Annotated in this window: 16 protein-coding genes; 7 read left to right on the top strand and 9 right to left on the bottom strand. The window is 70.3% G+C overall.

Annotation, left to right across the window (positions count from 1 at the left end; genetic code table 11):
• Nucleotides 1-4: 4 nt before the first annotated feature.
• The 4 genes from ACZ7NC_RS18965 to ACZ7NC_RS18950 all read right to left on the bottom strand — a co-directional run bounded on the left by ACZ7NC_RS18965 (nt 5) and on the right by ACZ7NC_RS18950 (nt 5,264).
• A complete protein-coding gene (locus tag ACZ7NC_RS18965) occupies nt 5-2,584 on the bottom strand; it encodes a sensor histidine kinase (RefSeq protein WP_471489652.1) in 2,580 nt (859 codons plus the stop codon).
• Nucleotides 2,585-2,775: 191 nt separating this feature from the next.
• Nucleotides 2,776-3,771 (bottom strand): substrate-binding domain-containing protein, encoded by a 996-nt coding sequence (locus ACZ7NC_RS18960; protein WP_471489651.1) that lies wholly within the window; start codon nt 3,769-3,771, stop codon nt 2,776-2,778.
• 372 nt (nt 3,772-4,143) lie between these two features.
• Nucleotides 4,144-4,554 (bottom strand): DUF6114 domain-containing protein, encoded by a 411-nt coding sequence (locus ACZ7NC_RS18955; protein WP_471489649.1) that lies wholly within the window; start codon nt 4,552-4,554, stop codon nt 4,144-4,146.
• On the bottom strand, nt 4,554-5,264 hold the full coding sequence (locus ACZ7NC_RS18950) for a DUF6230 family protein (RefSeq protein ID WP_471489647.1): 711 nt from the start codon (nt 5,262-5,264) through the stop codon (nt 4,554-4,556). The genes ACZ7NC_RS18955 and ACZ7NC_RS18950 overlap by 1 nt, the downstream gene beginning before the upstream one ends.
• A 667-nt stretch (nt 5,265-5,931) precedes the next feature.
• On the opposite strand from ACZ7NC_RS18950, the gene ACZ7NC_RS18945 reads away from it, so the two are divergent.
• Complete coding sequence (locus ACZ7NC_RS18945) at nt 5,932-6,585, top strand: Tat pathway signal sequence domain protein (protein ID WP_471489645.1); 654 nt, start codon at nt 5,932-5,934, stop codon at nt 6,583-6,585.
• Between the two features lie 18 nt (nt 6,586-6,603).
• Here the strand turns inward: ACZ7NC_RS18945 and ACZ7NC_RS18940 are convergent, their stop codons facing one another.
• On the bottom strand, nt 6,604-7,560 hold the full coding sequence (locus ACZ7NC_RS18940; RefSeq protein WP_471489723.1) for a lytic polysaccharide monooxygenase auxiliary activity family 9 protein: 957 nt from the start codon (nt 7,558-7,560) through the stop codon (nt 6,604-6,606).
• A 364-nt stretch (nt 7,561-7,924) separates the two neighbouring features.
• On the opposite strand from ACZ7NC_RS18940, the gene ACZ7NC_RS18935 reads away from it, so the two are divergent.
• Complete coding sequence (locus tag ACZ7NC_RS18935; protein WP_471489643.1) at nt 7,925-9,730, top strand: S8 family peptidase; 1,806 nt, start codon at nt 7,925-7,927, stop codon at nt 9,728-9,730.
• A 184-nt stretch (nt 9,731-9,914) separates the two neighbouring features.
• Here ACZ7NC_RS18935 and ACZ7NC_RS18930 read toward each other — a convergent pair whose 3' ends face one another.
• Entirely contained in the window at nt 9,915-10,592 is a 678-nt protein-coding gene (locus ACZ7NC_RS18930; RefSeq protein ID WP_471489641.1) for a ScbR family autoregulator-binding transcription factor, read from the bottom strand.
• A gap of 211 nt (nt 10,593-10,803) precedes the next feature.
• On the opposite strand from ACZ7NC_RS18930, the gene ACZ7NC_RS18925 reads away from it, so the two are divergent.
• From ACZ7NC_RS18925 to ACZ7NC_RS18915, 3 genes are all read left to right on the top strand, one after another.
• Entirely contained in the window at nt 10,804-11,745 is a 942-nt protein-coding gene (locus ACZ7NC_RS18925) for a ScbA/BarX family gamma-butyrolactone biosynthesis protein (RefSeq protein WP_471489639.1), read from the top strand.
• Nucleotides 11,746-11,817: 72 nt separating this feature from the next.
• Nucleotides 11,818-12,465 carry a ScbR family autoregulator-binding transcription factor gene (locus ACZ7NC_RS18920; RefSeq protein ID WP_471489637.1) on the top strand — a complete coding sequence of 216 codons (648 nt, stop codon included), beginning with the start codon at nt 11,818-11,820 and terminating at the stop codon, nt 12,463-12,465.
• Nucleotides 12,466-12,487: 22 nt separating this feature from the next.
• Nucleotides 12,488-13,675 (top strand): damage-control phosphatase ARMT1 family protein, encoded by a 1,188-nt coding sequence (locus ACZ7NC_RS18915; protein WP_471489635.1) that lies wholly within the window; start codon nt 12,488-12,490, stop codon nt 13,673-13,675.
• Between the two features lie 12 nt (nt 13,676-13,687).
• Here the strand turns inward: ACZ7NC_RS18915 and ACZ7NC_RS18910 are convergent, their stop codons facing one another.
• Together ACZ7NC_RS18910 and ACZ7NC_RS18905 are read right to left on the bottom strand one after the other, a co-directional pair.
• Complete coding sequence (locus ACZ7NC_RS18910; RefSeq protein ID WP_471489633.1) at nt 13,688-14,962, bottom strand: cytochrome P450; 1,275 nt, start codon at nt 14,960-14,962, stop codon at nt 13,688-13,690.
• A gap of 193 nt (nt 14,963-15,155) precedes the next feature.
• Nucleotides 15,156-16,397: an endonuclease/exonuclease/phosphatase family protein gene (locus ACZ7NC_RS18905; protein ID WP_471489631.1), complete on the bottom strand. Its 1,242-nt coding sequence runs from the start codon at nt 16,395-16,397 to the stop codon at nt 15,156-15,158.
• A gap of 184 nt (nt 16,398-16,581) precedes the next feature.
• Between ACZ7NC_RS18905 and cyc2 the strand changes: the two genes are divergently transcribed.
• Nucleotides 16,582-18,741, top strand: coding sequence for a germacradienol/geosmin synthase Cyc2 (gene cyc2 / locus ACZ7NC_RS18900; RefSeq protein WP_471489629.1), 2,160 nt, complete (start codon nt 16,582-16,584; stop codon nt 18,739-18,741).
• Here cyc2 and ACZ7NC_RS18895 read toward each other — a convergent pair.
• Nucleotides 18,734-20,206, bottom strand: coding sequence for a hypothetical protein (locus ACZ7NC_RS18895; protein ID WP_471489628.1), 1,473 nt, complete (start codon nt 20,204-20,206; stop codon nt 18,734-18,736). The two genes, cyc2 and ACZ7NC_RS18895, sit on opposite strands and share 8 nt — an antisense overlap.
• Before the next feature lie 164 nt (nt 20,207-20,370).
• Between ACZ7NC_RS18895 and phsA the strand changes: the two genes are divergently transcribed.
• Nucleotides 20,371-22,257, top strand: coding sequence for an O-aminophenol oxidase PhsA (phsA, locus tag ACZ7NC_RS18890; RefSeq protein WP_471489626.1), 1,887 nt, complete (start codon nt 20,371-20,373; stop codon nt 22,255-22,257).
• Nucleotides 22,258-22,268: the final 11 nt, after the last annotated feature.

Raw genomic sequence — 22,268 nt, 5'->3', positions numbered from 1 at the left:
TCCTTCATGAGCGGTCGGCGGGCGGAGTGGAGGACGTGGGAGCGGCGGCCGGGGAGGAGACGGCGGTGTCGCCCGCGGGCGGCTCGTCGGGACCGGTGTCATCACGCGCCCGGCGCGCAGCCGGAACCCGCTGGTCCCCGCCCGCGGGCGCGTCCGCCGCCGGGTCGCCGCCGTCGTTGTCGTGGGGTGTGTCGCGCTGGGGTTGGGCGGGCGCGTCCGCCGTCGGGTCGCCGTCGTTCCCGTGGGTGTGAGGTGTGCCGGGTTGGGGTTGGGCGGGGGCGGCCGGGTCCTGGTGGTGCGTGGTGTCGAGGGGGTGGCGGGTCTCGTCGCCGCTGTCGTCGCGGGCCTGAAGTGTGCCGCGCTGGAAGCCGGCAAGGGAGGAGGCGGCCTGCTCCGCGGTGAAGTCGTCGGTGTGGCCGTTCTGTTCGGCGGGCCGGGACTCCTCGCGCAGCTCGGCCGCCAGGCTGGTCTGCGGCACTCGGCGCGGCAACGGCGAGAGACCTCCCCCACCCTCGGCGCCGTCGGAGCGAGAGGTCCCCGGCCGGTCCGCGGCGGTCGCGGTTCGAGCCGGCACGACGGGGCGGGACTCCCGTACCGGCTCGTCCGGTTCGGCGGCCCCGGCGTGCTCCACCTCGTCCCGGTCGGGCGCGGGCACGTCCCGTACCACCACGTCGTGCGGGATCAGCACGATCGCCGTGGTGCCGCCGTACGGCGAGGAGCGCAGCGTGACCGCGATGCCGTGCCGCCGGGCGAGCCGGCCGATCACGAACATACCGAGCCGCAGGTCGTCGGCGAGCGCCACCACGTCGAACTGCGGGGGCTCGGCCAACTGGGCGTTGAACGAGGCGTAGTCCTCCTCGGACATGCCGAGCCCACGGTCCTCGACCTCCACGGCCAGCCCCTTGGCCACCATCGCGGCCCGCACCCCGACCGGCGCCGGAGCGGGGGAGTACAGCGTGGCGTTCTCGATCAGCTCGGCAAGCAGATGGATGACGTCGGCCACCGCGGGCGGCGCGAGATGCACCTCCTCCTCGGTGTGCACCTCGACCCGCCGGTACTCGGCGACCTCGCCGACGGCACTGCGCAGGATGTCGATCAGCGCGACCGGCTCGCTCCAGCTGCGGCCCGGCCGCTCCCCGCTGATGATGACGAGGTTCTCCTCGTAGCGGCGCAACTGGCTTGCGGTGGAGTCCAGTTCGTACAGGCCCTTGAGGACTTCGGGGTCCTGGTGCGCGCGCTCCAGCGCGTCCAGCTTGGTGAGCTGCAGATTGACCAGGTTCTGGCTCTGCCGCGCGATGCCCAGGATGATCTTCTGGAAGCCGCGCCGGGTGTCGGCGAGTTCGACGGCGGTGTGCACGGCGGTGCGCTGCGCCGTGTTGAACGCCTCGGCCACCTGGCCGAGTTCGTCGTGGCCGTAGTCGAGTGGGGGCGTCGCCAGCTCCACGTCGACCTTCTCGCCCCGCTCCAGCCGGGCCACCACATCGGGCAGCCGCTCCTGGGCGAGACCGAGGGTGGCCTCGCGCAGGCCGCGCAGCCGCCGGGACAGCGAGCGGGTGATCCGCCAGGACATCCCGACGCACAGCAGCAGGGCGATCAGCCCGCCCGCGCTCAGGGAGGCGGCCTTGATCAGCAGATTGTGCGCGTTGTCGGCGCTGCGCTGCAGCAGTCCGTTGGTCTGCTGCCGGATCAGCGTCTCGTACTCGTCGGAGACCTTGACCAGCGCGGTCCGCCACTCCTTCTGCGCGTCCGGAACGGTGATCCTCCCGTTCGGGCGGGCCGCCGCCCGGGCCGCGAGCACCTGGTCCTCCACGGTCTCCAGGGCCCGCCACTGCGAACTGCCCAGGATCCGCTCGGTCTCCGCTTTCGCGTTCCCCGCGAGCGCGGGCAGGATCTGGTCCCCGACCAGCCAGCGGCGGGTGTTCACCAGCTCCGCGAACTCGTTCCAGGTCTTCTCGTCCATCTTCCGCGACGGCGACGCCAGCGTCAGCAGCGCGTCCTCCCGCGACACCAGTTCCGCCGCGTGCTCCAGCGAGACGAGCGGACCGGCCTGCGAGGTCAGGTCGCCGTCGTCGACCTGGGAGAGCTCCTGGAAGGCGTGGATCTGGTCGTCGATGATCGACGTGTACTGGCCGAGCGCCTGAACGGCGGAGATGTCGGTGGGGTTGTCCACCTGGCCCCGGTAGTACTCCAGGCTGCTCGCGGACGCGACGACCGAGTACAGCCGGTCCTTGATCCGGGAAGGGGCCTGCTGGATCTCGTCCGACTGGGCGAGCAGCTTGGCGACCGCCTTGTCGGTCTTGCGGCGCTGCGCGTCCAACGCGGTGCGGGCCGCCTCCTGACGGGTGGCGAGCCATACGGCGGAGTAGCTGCGCTCCCGCTGGAGCGCGAGCGTGGCCTCGGTGCCCATGGCCCCGGTCGACCTGCTCAGCCCGGTCTGCGACCGCAGCCCCAGGCCCTCCGAGAACATCTGGATCGTCGTCACGCTCCAGACGGCGGCGAGCGTGACGGTGGGCACCAGCGCCAGCAGGATCAGGGAGAGACGTATGGAGCCGAGACGGCGCCGGGGACCTGTCCGTGGAGACATTTGTCGTCCTTGGGCGATCAGCGGAGGGCGGGCGGGGTCAGCGCGGAGACAAAAAGGGGCGGGGGACGAGCGCCAGGGGTGACTGCGTGTCCGGTACGTCACAGGGGGTGCGCAGGATGCTATCCGTACAAGTGAGCGTACGCGTCATGCGTGACCGAATCTTTGGCGACACCGTGGGGAGAACTGTCCGGTCAGCGGGTTCCGTTGGCGGCGAACCTCGCGACCGAGGCGACGTTCGCCTTCGTGACGAACGCGGGCCCGGTGAGCACGGGGGCCTCGCCGCCGCCGAGGGTGTTGCCGTTCTTCCGGTAGAGCCAGAGTGAGTCCACCGCGAGGTAGCCCTGGAGATACGGCTGCTGGTCCACCGCGAACTGTACATCACCGTGCTGGACCGCCTTGACCAGGTCCTTGTTGAGGTCGAAGGTCGCGACACGGGCCTTGGCGCGGGCCTGCTCGACCGACTTCACGGCGGCCAGCGCGAACTGCGCGCCATTGGTGACGACTTCGTCGATCGCCGGGTTCTGCGTCAGCCGCGCCGCGACGGTCGCGGTCACCGCGTCCATGTCGGTGCCGTCCACATAGAGATTGTCCGTCTCGCCGCCGAACGCCTTCTTCACGCCCGCGCAGCGCGCCTCCAGGGCCACGTTGCCGCGCTCATGGATCACGCACAGCGTGTGCTTGGCCTTGAGGCCGTCCAGCTTGTCGCCGACGGCACGGCCCGCGACGCTCTCGTCCTGCCCGAAGTACTCCAGGAGTCCGGCGGGCCGCCAGTCGTCCATACCTGAGTTGAGGCCGACCACGGGTATGCCGGCCGCGCGCGCCGCGGCGACGGGAGCGGCCATCGCCTTCGGCTTGGCCAAGGTCACCGCGATGCCGTCGACTCTCTGCCGGATCGCGTCCCGCATCAGCTCGGCCTGACCCGCAGGGTCGTCGTCGTTCGCGAAGGTCAGAGCGATGTCGTCCTTGGCGGCAGCGACCTGGGCGCCCTTCTGCACCAGTTCCCAGAAGGCGTCGCCCTCGCCGCCGTGGGTGATCAGGGCGACCTTCAGCCGTGCGCCGCCCGCCGTGTCCGTGCCGGAGGCGTCGTCGGTCGCGCCGACGCCGGAGCAGCCGGCCAGCAGCAGACAGCCGGCGGCGGCGAGGGCCATGACGCGAGTGCGGGCGGAGGAGGGGGATGGAGTCTTCATGAGGGTGCGGCACCTCGCTGTGCGGCCGAGCCTGAGGAACGAACGAGAGCACGGCCGGTGCCGAACGGGGGAGTTCGCCGAGCTGGTGCACTCTCGCTCTGGCGGAGCCAATCGCGTGTGACCATCGGCAGTCAAGTGTGCAACCACAAGGGGTGAGTTGTCGCTGCCACATCGTGATGAACCGCTGGCGGGAGGGCGGACCGGAACCCGGCCCACCCACACCGCTTGCGCTCGCAAACCACGTCGACTCGACGAGGTCCAGACCGGTGAAAACCCCTCGGCCGCACCCATGGTGCGCAACCGCATTGAGATGCCCCGCGCCGCGTGTTTCCTCCAGGTAGCTGCCGACGGGCATCTGCCCGGACAACACACCTACCGCGCTGTCGCGGCTTCCTTCCTCCGCTCCCGCCGACGACGCCGTGGCTCCTGATCCGGCAGCCACCCGAACGCGAGACAACTCCCGACCACACCGAGCAGCAACCCCACGAAGAACCCACCGAGATTCGACGTGAGCCAGGTCCCCAACGAGACCAGCACACCGGTGATCGAGTAGAAGAGCCGCTGCGTCGGATTGAACAGGACCAGCAACCCGAGCAGCAGCATCAGCGCCGGCAGCAGATACCCGGCCAGCCCCTGCATACCGACGTGCAGAATGACCTTCAGTGAGGCCTTCATCGTGAGCAGAATCCACGCCCCGCCCAGCGCGAGCAGCAGCCCGCCCCAGAACGGCCGGTCGGCCCGCCAGCGACGGAAGGCCGACCGGGATCCATCCAGGCCGCTCATCAGCAACCCGTGCTGCTGAACCGGAGTTTCAGCCCGGGGAGCTTGAACACCCCGGCGGTCGTCGCGTAGTTGGTCTGCCGAAGATTGGCGATGCGCACGGTGTCAGCCTGCTGGCTGAAGACACCGATCGGCCCCTTCACCCCGGCCTTGGTCAGCGTGCTCGCGTCGTTGCCGATCTCGATGTTGCCGAACACCGCGTCACCGGACAGCTCGGTCGAGTCGGTGGTCAGATCTCTCGCGATCACCTTCTTCGCCCCGCCGCCCGCGGTGATCAGCAGATTCGTGCCGCCGAGGTCGACGCTCTGACACAGCTTGGTGAGCTTGGCCTTCTTGATCGCGGACGTGACGATCAGCACCTGGCCGCCGGTGTCCCCCTCGTTGGGGCTGCCCGGTGCCATGCTGTCGAGGCCGCCGAACTGCTCGAAGCCGGTGCCGTTGAGCTCGGTCGCGGTGACCGTGAAGGGCATGCCGGAGATGGCGAACTGCACACCCAGCGCCCCCTCGGCGGTCAGTACCGCGAGGGCGCCGGCGACCAAGGTGGCCGGTACCGCCATCACGGCGGCGCGACGTGCTCGGACCCGACCGCGTCTCGCGGGACCGTCGGGGGTTTCGGATGCTTCGGGCGCTTCGGACGCTTTGGGCGCGGAAACGCTTTCCGGGTTGTCGGGGATGTTGCCGGCGGACGGGGTGATGTCCGGGGACGAGGCCATGACTGCTCCCAGGTGCAGAAAAAATGCGGGTAGGGCATCAGCGGCACGTTGTCCTGGCGCGGACAGCGCCCACGGCGCACGTCTCCTCGCAACTCCCGGCGGGTGCAAGGGCTTTCTCGTACTCCGCAGTAGCCGAGCCCGGAAGTTACCGGTGGTTACACCCGAGGGTCAAGATGGTTGTGTAAAAAGGGTGTCGGTTGTGTGTCACCTGTGGGTCATGGACATCCAAGGACCTCGAAATCTTGCCCCCGCATCATCAACTCCCTTGTGACGCCTTGACGTTGACTGCCCCTCAGGTCTACAACTCTCCCTGGTTCCCCTCTGGATCCGTGGCGCCGGATCCGCCGCCGCGTGGCCTCTGCCCGCGTTCCCGGCCTTGATGCCCTTCACGTTTCCCTTTCGCGAGATCACTCCACGGCGCAGGCACGGCCGTTTCCCCCCTCGGTCCGTGCCGACCGCCCCCCGCTCGGCCCGGCCGGAGCCCTTCCCACGGTCTCCGGCCGGCCACCGGCCGGGCTGCCGTTGCCGGTCCGTGTCGTACGGAGAAGGCGTCACGGACCGACAACGGCGCACACCGACTCGCGCGCCCCCCACTCTCACCCCCTGAACTCCCTGAGCCCTCGGGCCCTCAGGGTCACCCCCGCAACGAAAGACGAGGTACACCCGCATGCGTACACGCACCCTCCTCACCCTCGCCGGCACCGTCGCCGCCCTCACACTCCCCATGGCCGCCCCGGCGTCCGCGGCCGACGGTGCCGTCCTCACCACCGGCTCCGTCGGCGGTACGGCCGTCGCGGCAGGCGAGGTCCTCACCGCGCCGCTGGCGAGCGGCACCACCGCCACGTTCTACTCCAGCGCGACCGGTACGAGCGGCATCTCCTGCAAGTCATCGCAGTTCACGGCCACCGTGACGGACAACCCCGGCGCGCCCGGGACCGCGACGGAGTCGGTCTCCGCGCACACCTTCGACGCCGCCAGCTGCACCACCAACGTGGTCGGCGTGCTCGGCGTCACCGGCATCACGGTCAACAACCTGCCGTACAGCGCCGCCGTGTCCTCGGACGGCACCGTCACCGTCACCCCGGCCGCGGGCTCCACCATCCAGACGACGGTCGTGCTGCGGACCCTGCTGGGCAGTATCAACTGCGTCTACCAGGCCCCCAGCCTGGCCGGCACGGCGAACAACGACGACAACACCATCAACTTCGCCGCCGCGCAGTTCACCAAGGTCTCCGGCTCGTCCCTCTGCTTCGCCAACGGCTACTTCACCGCCAAGTACGCCCCGGTGACAGGCAGCGGCGAGGCGGTCTACGTCAACTGACGCCCGGCGCGTCGGAGTTCACCTCCGACGCAACCGCAGGACCAGGGCGGCGCCCCCGGTGAGCAGCAGCACCGCGGCGGCGCCGCCCGCGAGCAACGGCGTCGACGGTCCCGTGCCGGCGGCGCCGGTGGCTGCCACCGGGGTGCTGTCGCCCTGGGTGCGCGGGGTCTCGGCGCCGGCCGGCGAGGACGGTGTGGGCGAGGTGGTCGTACGCTGCTCGCTCGCCCGCGGCTCGTCGGTCGGCGTAGGACCGGTGGTCGTACGGCCGTTGCCGCGATCCTCGTTCGGCGGCGCGGACGTCGTGCTCCCGCCGCCGGCGCTCCGGGAGCTCCCGCCTCCCGGGAACACCACGTCCGAGCACGAGTAGTACGTGTCCGGCGTGCTGCTGTTCTGCCAGATCGTGAACAGCACATGCCGACCGGAGCGATCGGACGGCAGCGTCGCCCTGATCCGGTACGCCCCGTCCGTCAGCGCCGGGTCCCGCACCTCCGCGAACGGCCGTTCCGGGAGGGCGGACCAGGTGAGCGGCTTCGTCGGGTCGTAGCCCGGCTTGGTGAGGTAGAGCCGGAACGTGCCGGTGTGCGGGATCGTCGAGACGTACCGCATGGTCAGGGCGGCGCCCGGGGTCAGCCGGGTCGACGGCCAGTCGGCGCGGGCGAGGTCGAGGCCCCGGTAGGCGGGCAGTCCGCCGCTGCACAGCCGGCCGTCTGGCACGACCTGCCGGTCCCGGCCGTTCACGTTCGCGATCCGCAGATTGTCCCAGGCAGTGAAGGGCGCGCCGTTCGAGGCGACCGCGGCCCGGCACGCCGCCGACCTCGAAGCGCTGCCGCCGTCGGGCGAGCAGGCGTACACCCTGCTCACCGGATCCGTCGGCGCACCGTGCGCACGGGCCGGGCCGGCCGCCCACATCGTGAGCAGCAACGGCGTGACGGCGGCGGCCGCCAGGGCGGAGCGGTGCGATCTCATCCAGGGCATCCGGGACATCCGGAACGTCTCCTCGGCCGGCAGGGGAAGGGTCCTCGTCCAGTACGGGGGAGAGGCCCGGCGCGTTCACTGCGTGACGAACCGGGCAGAGCCCGTCATTACCGGTCAACCATCCGACGTAGAGGGTGGGTTTCCGGCCGGATCGAGGGTTTCCCCTGTATCCCGATGACCTTCTCTTTGCCTATCGTTCGACCACAGCCGACCCACAGGTAACCCCGAACGGGTCGGCGCGCGCGCCAGGCCGGCCACCGTGCCCCCGCACTTTCGAAACACCCCCCGCCGCTTCGAGGACGAAGCGAAGACGTCCGCCGCTCCGCGCTGCCCGGAGTACGGCCGGCCACGAAAGGCACTCCCCATGCGTACCTCCACACCCCTCAGACGGAAGCTGATATCCGTCGCCGCGGTCTCCGCCGCGCTGTTCACGGCCGCCACCACCGTCGCCGTGGCCCAGGAACCCGCTTCCCAGGAAGCCGCAGTACCCGCGGCACAGGCCGAGACCGCACCCGGCACCCCGGCCGAGCGACTCATCGTCGGCTACAAGTCCGGCGCCGCCGAGGCCAAGTCGAACAAGGCCGCCGAGGCCGACGCCGCCGCCAAGGGCAAGGAGGCCGGCGAGGACCTCGACTTCCAGCGCCGCCTCGGCTCCGGCGCCGCCCTCGTCGACCTCGGCGCGAACCTCACCAGGACGGACGTCGCCGACGTGGTCGCCGAGTACCAGGCGGACCCGCAGGTCGCCTACGTCGTACCGGACCGGCTGAACAAGCCGCTGGCCACCCCCAACGACACCGAGTACACCAAGCAGTGGGACCTCTTCGAGACCACCGCGGGCATGAACGTGCCGGGCGCCTGGGACGTCGCCACCGGCAGCGGGGTGACGGTCGCCGTCATCGACACCGGCTACGTCAGCCACTCCGATGTCGGCGCCAACATCGTCGGGGGCTACGACTTCATCTCCGACGCCGCCGTGGCGGGCGACGGCAACGGCCGCGACAGCGACCCGGCCGACCCGGGCGACTGGACCGCCGCGGGCGAGTGCCAGGCGGGCGACCCGGCGTACGACTCCTCCTGGCACGGCACTCACGTCGCGGGCACCATCGCCGCCGTCACCAACAACGGCAAGGGTGTCGCGGGCATCGCGTACGGTGCGAAGGTCTCCCCGCTACGGGTGCTCGGCAAGTGCGGCGGCTACGACTCCGACATCATCGACGCCATCACCTGGGCGTCCGGCGGTACGGTCTCCGGTGTCCCGGCGAACGCCAACGTCGCCAAGGTCATCAACATGAGCCTGGGCGGCGGCGGAACGTGCTCCACCGCGACCCAGAGCGCGATCAACGCCGCCGTGAACCGTGGCACCGCGGTCGTCGTCGCGGCGGGCAACAGCAACGCCAACGCGGCCAACTACTCGCCGGCCAGCTGCAACAACGTCATCAGCGTGGCGGCCACCGACCGCCAGGGGAACCGCTCCTACTACTCCAACTACGGAACGGTCGTCGACATCGCCGCTCCGGGCGGCGAGACCAACTCCGTCACGGCCAACGGCATCCTGTCCACGCTGAACTCCGGCGCGCAGGGCCCGTCCGCCGAGAGCTACGAGTACTACCAGGGCACCAGCATGGCCGCCCCGCACATCGCGGGCCTGGCCGCGTTGATGAAGTCGGCCAACGCGACGCTGACGCCGGCCCAGATCGAGTCCGCGATCAAGACCAACTCGCGTGCTCTTCCCGGTACTTGCTCGGGTGGCTGCGGTGCGGGCCTCGCGGACGCGGCCAAGACGGTGCAGGCGGTGAGCGGCAGCTCCGGCGGCTCCACGGGGGGCACCACCTTCACCAGCACCACCGCGGTCTCCATCCCGGACAACGGCTCCGCGATCGAGTCCCCGATCACCGTCAGCGGCCGCACGGGCAGCGCCCCCTCGGCCCTTCAGGTCGGCGTGGACATCACCCACACCTACCGCGGTGACCTGGTGATCGATCTGGTCGCCCCGGACGGCTCGACGTACCGCCTGAAGTCCGCCAGCTCCTCGGACTCCGCGGACAACGTCAGCGCCACCTACACGGTGAACGCCTCCAGCGAGACCGCCAACGGCACCTGGAAGCTGCGTGTCCAGGACGTGGCGGCACAGGACACGGGCCGGCTCAACAGCTGGAAGCTGACCTTCTGAGCCGACCTTCTGGGCCGACCTTCTGGGCCGACCTTCTGGGCCGACCTTCTGGGCCGACCTTGTGAGTGCGGCTGACACAAGCGGGCGGGCCGGCCGATGCGGATGGGGCATCGGCCGGCCCGCCGTTCGTTGCGATCACCGACCGGAGTGGCGGAAACCGTCACTCCGGTCGGTCCTCGTTCACTCAGCGTAGGCACAGATTCAGGTCGGCCTGGTCGATGCCGGCTTCCTCGATGGCCGCCAGCACGCGTACTCCTCGGTCGGGTTCGCGGTCGATGCCGGTGAGCAGTGCGGGCACCGCGATGCTCGGCAGCAGGTGCCCCCACAGGACCGAGATCCGCTCCGCCAGATCGCTCCGGTCGGTCAGCGCCCTGGACATCAGCTGGACACCGGCGAAGGCGCCGACCAGCAGCTCCACCGTCTGCCGCGGCTCTACGGTGGGCAGTAACTCGCCCTGGTCGCGGGCCTGTTCGAGCACCCCGACCAGATGGTCCGCCCACTGCCGGAACGGTCCGGAGTGGTCCACGCCGGCCGGCGCGCACTGGTCCACCGCAAGCCGCACGCTGCCCTTGAGCAGGGTGTTGGTGAGCAGCCGCTGTCCGAACACAAAGGTGACGTCGACGAGTTCCTGGAGCTTGCACGGCTGCGGCGGCACGGCGCCGAGCGGCAACTGCTCGTCCAGCACGGCCTGGGCGAGGGATTCCTTCGAGGGGAAGTGGAAGTAGAGGGCGCCCTTGGTCACGTCGGCGCGCTCCAGGACCATCGCGATGGTGGTCGAGGTGTATCCGTGCTCGTCGAAGACCGCGCCCGCGGCCTCCAGGATCACCTTCCGCGTTCTGATGGCGCGCTCCTGCCTCGCCATAACAGCCCCTCCGTACTTCCGGCCCCGCCGAGTCGATCCGTGCGCCCGCGTGCGCCGGAGCGGTTCCGGCCATGGCCGAGCGACCCTCGAAGCCGCATTGAAAACAAACCGGTCGGCTCGTACTCTAACGCTCGCGGCACGGGCACTCGCCGTCTGTCAGCGCACATCTCGCCGTCTGGCAGCGCACATACGGGGGACCCGAGGAGGGGACATGTCTGATCCGCGGCGGCCCGCCACGATCCCGCTCGCCGAAACCCCCGAGGCGTCACCGGACCTGACGGCCACCGTACCGCGCCAACTGGTGCACCGAGCCTCGGTGGCGGAAACGTTTCTCACGGGTGTGACCAGCACCGACACCCACCAGTTCACGGCCTTTGCCGAGTGGCCGCGCGCCCATCAGTTACACGTGTCGCCCGACCGTTCGACGTACGAACCGCTCCTCGTCGCGGAAACCGTCCGCCAGGCCGGCGCACTTCTCGCGCACACCGCCTACGAGGTCCCGCTGGGCCACCAGTTCGTGCTCAGGGAGCTCGCAATCAACACGCGTCCCGGGCGGTTGGCCGTCGGTGCGGCACCGGCCGAACCGGTACTGCACCTCACCGTCACCGACCTCGACCACCGCGGCGGCCGCCCGGCCGGATTCCGCTACGAGGCCGACGTACGGCTCGGCGGCGAGCGCGTCGCGACCGCGCACCTCACCGTCACCTGGACCAACGCGGCCGTCTACCGCCGGCTGCGCGGCGGCCGGACCGCCGACTCCGTGTGCGCGCTGCCGGTTCCGCCCGGTCTGCCGCCCGCCGTCGTGGACCGCGCCCTGCCCGCGGACGTGGTCCTCAGCCCAACCGGCCACTCCGACCGCTGGCGGCTGCGAGTCGATACCGCACATGCCGTTTTCTTCGATCACCCGCTCGACCATGTGCCCGGCATGCTGCTGCTGGAAGCCACCCGCCAGGCCGTGCGCGCCCGGACGGGGAACGGCCGGCGAACACCCGTCTCCTTCCACGCCGTCTTCCACCGGTACACCGAACTCGACCTGCCCGCCTGGATAGAGACGGTCGACAAACCGGGTGCGAACGGAGCCGACGTACAAGTCGTGGGACAGCAGGGAGAGTCGACGGTCTTCGAGTGCGGGGTGGTCACCGTGGCCGGGTGAGTTATCGTGTACAGGGAGTAAGAAACAAACGGCATGACCCGTTCTTTTCCCGGTCCCAGGAGAGTCCAGCCGATGGCGAGGCAGTTACGCGCGGAACACACCCGCACCACGATCCTCACGGCCGCCGCCGAGTTGTTCGACCGTCACGGCTATGAGTCGACCAGCCTCAGCGACATCGTCGAGCACGCCCAGGTCACCAAGGGCGCGCTGTACTTCCACTTCGCCGCGAAGGAGGACCTCGCCCAAGCGATCATGGAGCTGCAGTCCAGGGCGTCCCGGCAGATGGCGAGCGAGATGGACGCCCGGGGCCACACCTCGCTGGAGGCGTTGATACGCACGACGTTCGGCATCACACGCCTCGCCGTCGAGGGCCCGATCACCCGGGCCGGCCTGCGCCTGGCCACCGGGTCGGTGGTGATACGGCCGCCCCTGCGGCACCCCTTCACCGAGCTGCTGGACATCGCCACGCGCAGACTCCACACCGCCGCCAAGGAGTCCGACATCCACCCGGACGTCGACGCCGAGGCCGCGGCGCACGCCCTGGTCTGCTTCTACGTCGGCACCCGCGTCGTCGGCCGCTCCCTCGAACCCGTCGCGCGCCAGCCCCGCAGAGTGGCCGAGATGTGGCACATCATGATCCGTGGCCTGGTCCCGGTGCCCCGCCGGGCCCGCTATCTCGCCCTCGCGACACAGCTGGAGCGGGAGATCAAAGCCGTATGACGCGGGCGGTACGGTGAGGCCCATGCCCGAGAGGTCCGACATCCCGCCCGCGCCCGTGCTCCTCGGGAACGAACCCGGCTCGTTCCCGCACAGCGTGCTCGCCGAACGGCATCCCGCGATCATCCGGCAGGTACGGGAATCCTTCCCGTACGGCCCCGAGCGGCAGCGCGCCCTGGACGCGCTCCTCGCGAGCTGCGCCGAGGGCGTGATCGAGCCGCTCCCCGCCGACGCGCACGACGCGGACCGCTGGACGGAGTGGGGCGCCGAGGCGTACACCGGCCGGTCGTGGTTCGACGTACCGTGGCTGTGGTCGGAGAGCTACTTCTACCGCCAACTCCTCGAAACCGTCGGCTACTTCACCCCCGGCCCCTGGCAGGGCATCGACCCCTTCCGCCCGTCCAAGCTGGCCGAACTCGACGCCCCGGAGACGGACGAGGAGCTGTCCGCCCTCGACGACCTCGCGAACCGGCCGGCCGACGAACAGGACCGGGCGCTGCTGCACGGTTCGCTGTGGGGCAATCGCGCCGACCTCGGCTTCCGGCTGTCGGCCGAGCACGACGAGACCGCCTCGGACACCCCGCCGTTGGTCGCCGACGACAGTGAGACCCTCTGGTCCCTGCTCCCGCCCACCGGCGCGGCCACCCTGTGCCTCATCGCCGACAACGCCGGCCGTGAACTCGTCCCCGACCTGCTCCTCATCGCCCACCTCCTCACCCAGGGGCGGATCGGGCGGGCCGTCCTGCACATCAAGCCGTATCCCTACTACGTCTCCGACGCCACACACGCCGATGTGCTCGACGCCCTGCGCCGGCTGACCACGGCACCGGGCGCGGCCGCGACCTACGGCCGCACTCTCTGGTCGGCGATGACGGACGGCCGCCTCACCGTCCGCGCCCACCCCTTCTCCGGCGGGCCACTACCCTTCGCGGCGATGCCCGCCGACCTCCGCGAGGAGCTGGCCGCCGCCACCCTCACCGTCGTCAAGGGCGACCTCAACTACCGCCGCCTCGTCGGCGACCGGCTCTGGCCGCCGACCACACCGTTCACCGACGTCACCGCCCACTTCCCCGGCCCGGTCGCCGCGCTGCGCACCCTGAAGTCCGACGTCATCACCGGCCTGGACGCCCGCACCGAGGCGGCGCTGGTGGCGGCGGAGGGCCAGAAGTGGCGAACCGGTGGGACGCATGCGCTGATCCAGGTGCGGACCTGAGGCACTCCCGGCTCAAGTGACGTGCATCGGCAGTGACTTGAGTCCGTTGATGAAGTTCGACACCAGCCGCTTCGGCGGCCCCGCCGGGCGCAGTACGGGCAGTGCCCGCAGGGTCTCCCGATAGAGGACCCGCAGCTGGAGTCGCGCGAAGTGCGCGCCCAGGCAGACATGCGGGCCGTCCCCGAAGGACACATGCGGGTTGGGTGCGCGGGACAGGTCCAGCCGGTCCGGGTCGGCGAAGACCCGTTCGTCGCGGTTGGCGGAGGCGTGGAAGACGACCACCTTGTCGCCCGCGTGGATGCGCCGCCCGGCCAGCTCGGTGTCCTTTGCCGCGGTGCGGCGGAAGGTGAGCACCGGCGGGTGCCAGCGCAGCAACTCATCGACGGCGCCTGTGAGTTCCACGCGCCCTTCGCGGAGGTGCGCGTACGCCTCCGGATGCTCGGCGAGGGCGAGGAGCCCGCCCGGCGCGGCGCTGCGGACGGTGTCGTTGCCCGCGACGGTGAGCAGGAAGAAGAACATCTCCAGTTCGGGTCCGGCGAGTTCGGAGTCATGGGCGAGGGTGGTCATCACGTCCGATCCCGGGAACCGCCGTTTGTGTTCGGCGAGATGGCGGGCGTAGTCGAACATGTCCCGGAGCATCGCGGGCGACCGCGGATTGACCGGCCTGCCCTGAGCGTCCCGCACCTGCGGACCCGCCTCGTCCGGGTCCTGGTAGCCGATGACCCGCTGCGTCCAGTGCAGCAGCAGCTCGCGGTCGGCCTCCGGCACACCGAGCAGGTCGGCGAGGTTGAGCAGGGCGTAGTCGTCGGTCACCGCCGTGACCAGGTCCACGGTGCCGTGCGCCGCGCGGGCCGTGTCCCGGGCCTGGGCCAGGAGCGTACGGGCTCGCCCCTCCGCCACCCTGGCGAAACGGTCGATGCGGCCGGGCGTGAAGGCCCGGCTGACCAGTCGCCGCAAACGGCCATGCCCCGGCGGATCCTGATTGAGCATCATGCGCCGGATGAACGGCAGGTCCTCCGGATCGGGATCGCGGATCTGGGTCGCGCCGAGGTGCGAGGAGTACGTCGCCGAGTCCTTGAGCACCCGCACGACATCCGCGTGCCGGGTCACCGCCCAGAATCCGGGCCCGGCCGGCCAGCCCAGCACCTCGTGCTCGTCCTGCCGGACGACCGGGTGGTGGTCGCGCAGGACGCGGTAGGCGGCGTAGGGCACGCCGGTGGCGTACCGCCGGGGGTCGAAGACGTCAGGGACGGGGGGAGCGACGTGGATCCCCGGGCGCCCGGTCACGCCTGCTCGCTGTTGCCGTCGCTGTCGAGCCGGTGCGGGTGGGTGGAGGAGGTCATGTGACCAAGGTGACGTATACCGGTGAAGACCGACAGCATCTCAGCCCGTCCGGCGTTTGAGGACGAGGCCCTTTCGGGGCCGATGGGACGGGTAGGGGCGGCGGGGCGAGAAACCCCGTGCTGCCCCCCGGGGCCCGTCAGCTCACCCGCACGTCCTGCCACAGCATCCGGTGATCCGACGTCGGCACGGTCGTCCCGTCACCCACCAGCCGGTACAGCGGATCGTCCGACGTCGGCCAGAAGACACCGTTCCCACCCGGTATCAGTCCCCTGGACGGCAGCACATAGTCGACCCGCAGATTCCCGGGCGCGCGGTCACCGAAGTCGGATGTGTCGTACGCCGGATCCCCGAGATGCGAGGCATTGGCGCCGCCTTGAAGCCGCGCGGCCTCCACACCCCCCGCACTGGCCGGAGGAGCGGCCGGCACCCGCACCGCCGGGTGGTCGAGCAGCTGCAGGATGGCGTGGTCGTAGCTGTCGCCGTCGTACGGGTCGGCATTGTTGTCACCCGCGATCACGAACCGCGCCCCGGCCCGCAGCCCCCCGCGCCGCCCCTTGTCGTCGTACAGATAGGAACTGCGCCGACGCCCACCGACATAGTCGGCCCACAGCCGGATCTCGTCGTGATTGCGCCGCCCGTTACGGTCCTCGGTGCCGTCGAAAGTGGGCGGCGTCGGATGCGAGGCCAGGAAGTGCACGGTGTCGTGCCCGATGCACACCGGCACGTCCCAGTGACTCTTCGACGACAGCCGCAGGATCGCACGGGCCTCGTCGCTGTAGTAACCCGGCGGCATGAGGTGGCCCGGCATGTCCTTCCACAGGAAGCGCTGGAAGGTGCGCACCGCGCGCGTGTCGATCGGGAACTTCGACAGGACGACCATGCCGTACTGCCCCGGGAACCAGCCGTACCCGTACGCGTCCTGACCGTACGCGTCCGAACCGGGCGTGGTGACCGCGCCGTTCTTGCCGTCGAGGTCCACGCCGGTGGCGACGCCCGTGTTCACCGGACCGGTGAAGTGGTACGGGAAGTGGACCGGCTTGGCGCCGCGCTGCCCCACGGCCAGGTAGTTGCGCAGGAACAGGCGGACCGCTCCGCCCTGCTCGTCGTAGTCGAACTCGTTGATGAGCAGGACGTCCGGGTCGACCCGCTGGATGGTCTCGGCGACATTGCGCGCCTGGGCGTTGTCCGGCGTGGACAGATCGGTGATCAGCGCGCCCTGCGTGGCGCGGTTCAGGGAGGCGTTGAAGGTGGCGAACCGGACGGACCGGCGGTCGTGCCGCTCGGTCGCCGAGGCCGGGAACGCCGCGGTCGTGGCCAGCGCCGCCCCCGCGAGGGAGGCCAGCGCGGTGCGGCGGGAGAAGGATCCGGTGTGGTTCATCGCGACTCCGGTGCGGGAGGGGACACGGGACACGGGGACACATCGAGCTCGAGAAGTCTGCGCGCGTAGAGATGAACGCCACAAGGCCCGGCGAGAACTCCCGGATTCACCCATGATTCACGCGATGGTGTGATCATGTCCCGCGCGGCGGATGCCCGTTGAAGGCCGCGGGTAGGGCCCGGCCATGACGCAGCAGCCCTTCGAACTCCCGCACTTCTACATGCCGTATCCCTCGCGGCTGAACCCCCATGTCGACGAGGCCCGCGCCCACTCGACCGCGTGGGCGCGCCGGATGGGCATGCTGGAGGGGTCCGGGATCTGGGAGCAGGCCGACCTCGAAGCCCACGACTACGGCCTGCTCTGCGCCTACACCCACCCCGAATGCGACGGCCCCGCGCTCTCCCTGATCACCGACTGGTACGTGTGGGTCTTCTTCTTCGACGACCACTTCCTGGAGATCTTCAAGCGCACCCAGGACCGCGCCGGCGGCAAGGCCTACCTGGACCGGCTGCCCCTGTTCATGCCGATGGACCTGTCGACGCCGATGCCCGAGCCGCAGAACCCGGTCGAGGCCGGCCTCGCCGACCTGTGGACACGCACGGTGCCCAAGATGTCCGCCGACTGGCGCCGACGCTTCTCCGTGGCGACCGAGCACCTCCTCAACGAGTCCCTGTGGGAGCTGTCCAACATCAACGAGGGCCGCGTCGCCAACCCCGTCGAGTACATCGAGATGCGCCGCAAGGTCGGCGGGGCGCCCTGGTCGTCGGGCCTCGTGGAGTACGCCACCGCCGAAATCCCCCTGTCGGTCGCCGAGTCGCGGCCGCTCCGGGTGCTGATGGAGACGTTCTCCGACGGCGTGCATCTGCGCAACGACCTCTTCTCCTACCAGCGCGAGGTCGAGGACGAGGGCGAACTCAGCAACGGCGTCCTGGTCCTTGAGACCTTCTTCGGCTGCACCACCCAGGAAGCCGCCGACACCGTCAACGACGTCCTCACCTCCCGGCTCCACCAGTTCGAGCACACCGCCCTCACCGAAGTCCCCGCCGTGGCGCTGGAGAAGGGGCTCGGCCCCGACGAGGTGGCCGCGGTCGCCGCGTACACCCAGGGACTGCAGGACTGGCAGTCCGGCGGCCATGAATGGCACATGCGCTCCAGCCGGTACATGAACGAGCGCGCCGAGCCCACCACACCCTGGCGGACCCCGACCGGTCGCGGCACCTCCGCCGCCGACGTCGGCGCGCTGCTGGCGGCGGCCGGCGCCGAGCGACTGCGCGCCTACACGCACATGCCCTACCAGAAGGTCGGCCCGTCCCGGCTCCCCGACTTCTATATGCCCTTCGCGGTCGAGCTCAGCCCGCACCTGGACGCCACCCGGGGGCGCCTGACCGGGTGGATGCACCGCATGGGCATGCTCCAGGAAGGCGTCTGGGACGAGGACAAACTCGCCGCCAACGACCTTCCGCTGTGCTCGGCGGGCCTGGACCCCGACGCCACACCCGAGGCCCTCGACCTCAGCGCCCAGTGGCTCGCGTGGGGCACCTACGGCGACGACTACTACCCCCTCGTCTTCGGCCACCGCCGCGACTTGGCCGCCGCCCGGCTCACCACCCATCGTCTGTCGGACTGCATGCCCGTCGACGGTGAGCCGGCGCTGGTCCCCGGCAACGGCATGGAACGCGGCCTGGCCGACCTGTGGGCCCGTACCACGGCGGAGATGACACCCGACGGACGCCGCACCCTGAAGGAAGCGGTGAACGTCATGACCGAGAGCTGGGTGTGGGAGCTGTCCAACCAGCTCCAGAACCGCATCCCCGACCCGGTCGACTACCTGGAGATGCGCCGCGCCACCTTCGGCTCCGACCTCACCCTCAGCCTGTGCCGGATGGGCCACGGCCCCGCCGTACCGCCGGAGGTGTACCGCAGCGGGCCCGTCCGCTCCCTGGAGAACGCCGCAGTCGACTACGCCTGTCTGCTCAACGACGTCTTCTCGTACCAGAAGGAGATCGAGTACGAGGGCGAGATCCACAACGCGATCCTCGTCGTACAGAACTTCTTCGGCATCGACTACCCCACCGCGCTCAATGTCGTCCACGATCTGATGACCCAGCGCATGCAGCAGTTCGAGCATGTCGCCAGGCATGAACTGCCCATCGTGTACGAGGACTTCGGCCTCTCGGACGAGGGCAGGGAAGTCATGCGGAACTATGTGCTCGACCTGCAGAACTGGATGGCGGGCATCCTGAACTGGCACCGGAAGGTGGACCGCTACAAGGCCGACTACCTGGCCCGTCGCTCCCATGGCTTCCTGCCGGACCGTGCGCCCGCCGTGCCCGTCCTCAGCTGACCTCCCGCACCCGCGCCGCCGTCACCTCGGCGAGCTCCCGGACGCCCTTCGCGGCGTTCTCCGAGAGCTCGCCGAGTATCGCGTCGGCCGACGCGAGGAGAGCGCGCGCTTCCCTCGACCGGTCCGCGTCGGCCAGGGCGCGGGTGAGCCGGTAGTGCTCCTCGGCGATGAAGCGGCCCAGGTTCACCTGCTGCCAGTGACGCAGCGAGTCGTCACCGGGGGTGGCCAGGGCGTCCCGCACAGCGGCCAGCGCCCTTGTGGCGTCGGACAGTTGGCCCGCTTCCCGCTCCAGCCGGGCTTGGGTGTGCCTTGCCGAGACCCGGTCCCACGCCGTCTCCTGAAGCGCGGCGTTCAGCCGCTGGGCACGCAGCGCCTGGGGCAGGTCGCCGAGTTCCTCGAAATCACGGGCGAGTGCGCGCAAGGGGGCCGTGGTCAGCGCGCGCGATGCGTCGGGGCGGCGGAGTCTGCCCTGGTCCATGACGATCTCGTCGAGTTCGCGGATCAGCGTCACCCGGGCGAGCTCGGTCATGCCCTGGTCGCGGGCCAGGTCGGTCCAGGTGCTCACGGGCTCGTCCGAGGGGTCCGCGCCGAACAGCGAGTCGTCGAGCTCTCGCGCCCACTCCCGCAACTCCTTCGCGCTCGCCCCGGGCTCCGGTATGCCGCCCAGACCGCACGCGGTGTCGAAGTCCGTCTCCTTCACCTCGTGCAGCAACGGCAGGTCCGCCACGTCCCCGCGCAACCCCACCAATACCGCGGCCAGCCGCAGTTCGTCCGTCATCGACGAGCGCGTCTCGTGTCGCAGCAGATGCCGCAGCAGCTCCAGGTCGCCCTCGGCGCGGTGGAACTGCGCGGCCCGCAGCGCGAGTCGGCGCCGTACGGCGTCATCGGCGACCTCCTCCCACGCCGTGCGGTCGCCCGCGCGCAGCAGGGTGAGGTCGGCGCGGCCACGGGCCAGCACCAGCTCCCACAGGGGTGGGCGCGGGTAGGTGTCGAGCAGCTGGTAGGCGTTGTGCTCGATGTCGTTCAGCAGGACGAAGTCGGGCTCGGTGCGCAGGAGCGCGGCGTGGAGCATGGCTTCGAGCTCCGCCTGAGAACGGTCCGGAAAGCCGAGCGCCGCGCGCAGTTCGGCCCGCGCCTGCTCCAGTTCACCCTGCCGCTCGGGCTCCTCCTCGTCGTCCTCGGCTTCCGCCAGACCGATCTTGATCTCCAGCGCCTCGTCGACGCTGGAACCGATGATCCCGGCCGAGCCCTCCGAGTCGGCGTACAGCATCGAGCCGTCCGCGCACACGAAGTACGTACCCCCGGTGGCGTCCCCCGCCACTATGTCGAGCGGGCCGCCCGAGGCGAGCCGGACGTCCTCCACATGGCCGTGAGCCGCGCGGCGGATATCGAAGTCGAAGGGAAAGGCCGCCAGTTCGGCCAGGCGGGGGTTCTCTCGGAGCGCCCGCAGCGCTTGATCGGTCATGTCACAGAACGTAACAGCCGCCACCGACAACGGACTTCCCGCCTCCGGATGCCGTTTCCGAAACTTTTCGTGCGGAACGGGATATTCAGGGAACTTCGCAGGTGCGGAGGGAGTCTTCTGGGGTGAGGGGAACAGACTACGAGAACACACGGGGGTGTTCGACCTTGACCGACATCATCGAGAGGTTCACGGACAGCGACACCGAGGCCAGGAGGGAGGAGCAGCCGCTCGACACCGGCGAGCTCACGCCGTACGTGGCCCCGCTGCCCGTCCCTCCCGTCCTGCGCCCGGCCTCCGACGACGTCCTGCGCGAGACCGAGATCGCCTTACGCCCGACCTGGGTGCGCCTGCACCCGCAGCTGCCGCCGACCCTGATGTGGGGGTACGACGGCCAGGTGCCGGGCCCGACCATCGAGGTGCGGCGCGGACAGCGCGTGCGCATCGCCTGGACCAACCGCATTCCCAAGGACAGCGAGTACCCGGTCACCTCGGTGGAGGTGCCGCTGCGCACGGACGGCCGACCGCAGGCCACCACCGAGCCCGGCCGTGAGGGCGTCGAGCCCAACAAGGACGTCACCGCCCTGCCCGCCTGGTCGGTGACCCATCTGCACGGCGCCCAGACGGGCGGCGGCAACGACGGCTGGGCGGACAACGCCGTCGGCTTCGGCGACGCCCAGCTCTCCGAGTACCCGAACGACCACCAGGCGGTGCAGTGGTGGTACCACGACCACGCGATGAACATCACGCGGTGGAACGTGATGACGGGCCTGTACGGCACCTACCTCGTCCGTGACGACGAGGAGGAGGCCCTTCATCTCCCTTGCGGGGACCGGGAGATCCCACTGCTGCTCGCCGACCGCAACCTCGACACCGACGAGGACGGCAGGCTCAACGGCCGGCTGCTGCACAAGACGGTGATCGTCCAGGAGAAGAACCCGGAGACGGGCAAGCCGGTCTCCATCCCGTTCAGCGGCCCGTACACCACGGTCAACGGCCGCATCTGGCCGTACTCCGAGGTGGACGACGCCTGGTACCGCTTCCGGCTGGTCAACGCGTCCAACGCGCGCATCTACGACCTCGTCCTGGTCGACGAGGACGACAACCCGGTCCCGGGCATCGTCCACCAGATCGGCAGTGACGGCGGTCTGCTGCCGCGCCCGGTCCCGGTCGACTTCGACGGCGCGCTGCCCACGCTGACCGCGGCACCCGCCGAGCGTTTCGACCTGCTCGTGGACTTCCGCGGTCTCGGGGGCCGGCGGCTGCGCCTGGTCAACAAGGGCCGCAACCAGCCGCCCGGGGTGTCCGACCCGGCCGGTGACGTGCGCTATCCGGCGGTCATGGAGTTCCGGGTCCGGGAGAGCTGCGAGACGGACACCTTCGAACTGCCCGAGGTGCTCTCCGGCTCCTTCCGCCGGCTCACGCACGACATCGAGCACGGCCACCGGCTGATCGTCCTCACCCCGCCCGCCACCAAGGGCGGCGGCGGGCACCCGGAGATCTGGGAGATGACGGAGGTCGAGGACGCGGCTGACATCCAGGTCCCCACCGAGGGCGTCATCCAGGTCACCGGACCGGACGGAAGGACCAAGACCTACCGGCGCACGGCCCGTACGTTCAACGACGGCCTGGGCTTCACCATCGCCGAGGGCAGCCACGAGCAGTGGAGCTTCCTCAACCTCGCGCCGATCGTGCACCCCATGCACATCCACCTGGCCGACTTCCAGTTGCTCGGCCGGGACGCCTACGACGTCTCCGGCTTCGACCCGGCGGTCGGCGGCACCCGCGGCCCGATCCGCCACGACGCCGGCACCACCATCCCGCTGGCGCCCAACGAGCGCGGCTACAAGGACGTCTTCCGGGTCCCGGGGAACCAGATGCTGCGCGTGATGGGCAAGTTCGACGGTGCCTACGGCCGGTTCATGTACCACTGCCACCTGCTCGAACACGAGGACATGGGCATGATGCGGCCCTTCGTCGTCATGCCCGCTGAGGCCCTGAAGTTCGACCACGGCGGTGCACACGGCGGCCATGGGGAGGGACACACCGGCTGAGGTACGCGCGC

Source organism: Streptomyces sp. NPDC111802 (assembly GCF_055634335.1).
The sequence above is the reverse complement of the archived record's forward strand: the minus strand, read 5'-3'. Positions and strand labels throughout refer to the sequence as shown.

What these genes read in the sequence shown, in the direction of transcription:
- ACZ7NC_RS18955 (WP_471489649.1), bottom strand. Translation starts at nt 4,554, where the DNA reads ATGAGCGGCCTGGATGGATCCCGGTCGGCCTTCCGTCGCTGGCGGGCC.
- ACZ7NC_RS18940 (WP_471489723.1), bottom strand. Translation starts at nt 7,560, where the DNA reads ATGCCCTGGATGAGATCGCACCGCTCCGCCCTGGCGGCCGCCGCCGTC.
- ACZ7NC_RS18950 (WP_471489647.1), bottom strand. Translation starts at nt 5,264, where the DNA reads ATGGCCTCGTCCCCGGACATCACCCCGTCCGCCGGCAACATCCCCGAC.
- ACZ7NC_RS18965 (WP_471489652.1), bottom strand. Translation starts at nt 2,584, where the DNA reads ATGTCTCCACGGACAGGTCCCCGGCGCCGTCTCGGCTCCATACGTCTC.
- cyc2 (WP_471489629.1), top strand. Translation starts at nt 16,582, where the DNA reads ATGACGCAGCAGCCCTTCGAACTCCCGCACTTCTACATGCCGTATCCC.
- ACZ7NC_RS18905 (WP_471489631.1), bottom strand. Translation starts at nt 16,397, where the DNA reads ATGAACCACACCGGATCCTTCTCCCGCCGCACCGCGCTGGCCTCCCTC.
- ACZ7NC_RS18960 (WP_471489651.1), bottom strand. Translation starts at nt 3,771, where the DNA reads ATGAAGACTCCATCCCCCTCCTCCGCCCGCACTCGCGTCATGGCCCTC.
- ACZ7NC_RS18945 (WP_471489645.1), top strand. Translation starts at nt 5,932, where the DNA reads ATGCGTACACGCACCCTCCTCACCCTCGCCGGCACCGTCGCCGCCCTC.
- ACZ7NC_RS18920 (WP_471489637.1), top strand. Translation starts at nt 11,818, where the DNA reads ATGGCGAGGCAGTTACGCGCGGAACACACCCGCACCACGATCCTCACG.
- ACZ7NC_RS18895 (WP_471489628.1), bottom strand. Translation starts at nt 20,206, where the DNA reads ATGACCGATCAAGCGCTGCGGGCGCTCCGAGAGAACCCCCGCCTGGCC.
- ACZ7NC_RS18925 (WP_471489639.1), top strand. Translation starts at nt 10,804, where the DNA reads ATGTCTGATCCGCGGCGGCCCGCCACGATCCCGCTCGCCGAAACCCCC.
- ACZ7NC_RS18935 (WP_471489643.1), top strand. Translation starts at nt 7,925, where the DNA reads ATGCGTACCTCCACACCCCTCAGACGGAAGCTGATATCCGTCGCCGCG.
- ACZ7NC_RS18915 (WP_471489635.1), top strand. Translation starts at nt 12,488, where the DNA reads ATGCCCGAGAGGTCCGACATCCCGCCCGCGCCCGTGCTCCTCGGGAAC.
- ACZ7NC_RS18930 (WP_471489641.1), bottom strand. Translation starts at nt 10,592, where the DNA reads ATGGCGAGGCAGGAGCGCGCCATCAGAACGCGGAAGGTGATCCTGGAG.